The organism is Prevotella sp. SGI.167 (assembly GCF_050313615.1).
Lineage (GTDB): Bacteria > Bacteroidota > Bacteroidia > Bacteroidales > Bacteroidaceae > Prevotella.
Genome location: NZ_JBNPLT010000123.1, coordinates 1 through 564 on the forward strand (window position 1 = coordinate 1; position 564 = coordinate 564).

Annotated in this window: 2 protein-coding genes; both read left to right on the top strand. The window is 37.6% G+C overall.

Features of this window, described 5'->3' with window-relative positions:
* The coding region (locus tag ACQRBJ_RS16165; protein WP_445304250.1) for a hypothetical protein at window positions 1-367 on the top strand (367 nt) is incomplete at its 5' end.
* Window positions 325-564: ImmA/IrrE family metallo-endopeptidase (locus tag ACQRBJ_RS16170; RefSeq protein WP_445304251.1), on the top strand; the 240-nt coding region annotated here is incomplete at its 3' end. The genes ACQRBJ_RS16165 and ACQRBJ_RS16170, both read left to right, overlap by 43 nt.

Here is a 564-nt window from a genome sequence, read left to right on the forward strand (position 1 = left end):
CAATTACCGCAAACTAACTCGCCTGAGTGCTAAGGAAGAGAAATCCATTAATCTCATGGTGGAAGATACCATTGAACGCATCAATGAAATAGAAGACATTTGTGGAATCGAAAGACATTTTGATGCTTCCTCCTTTACTTGCCAAGTAAAGTCTTTAAATGATGTTTTCAGCGCAGCAACCAAACTCCGCACCGATTGGAATATTGGCAATGCCGCTATTACAAACGTCATCAATATCTTAGAGACCAATGGTATCATTGTGGTAGAAGTAGAAGCTTCAGACGCTTTCCATTGCTTCATTTTTCAGAAGATATGGATGAAAAGATGGAAAAACAATACTGCAATATATTTGCCAATGAAGTGTTGATGCCAAGACAGACTTTCCTCCAGTCTATTGGCGAAAAACGCCACGACATAGCTTTAGTTGAGTTGAAAAACCTTCAATCAGAATTTGGAATATCTGTTGATGCTTTGATGTATAAGGCGAGATATCTAGATGTCATATCAGAAAATCGCTATGCAACTTATTGGAAGAAGAAAAATTTCGATTCCAATTTCAAATCC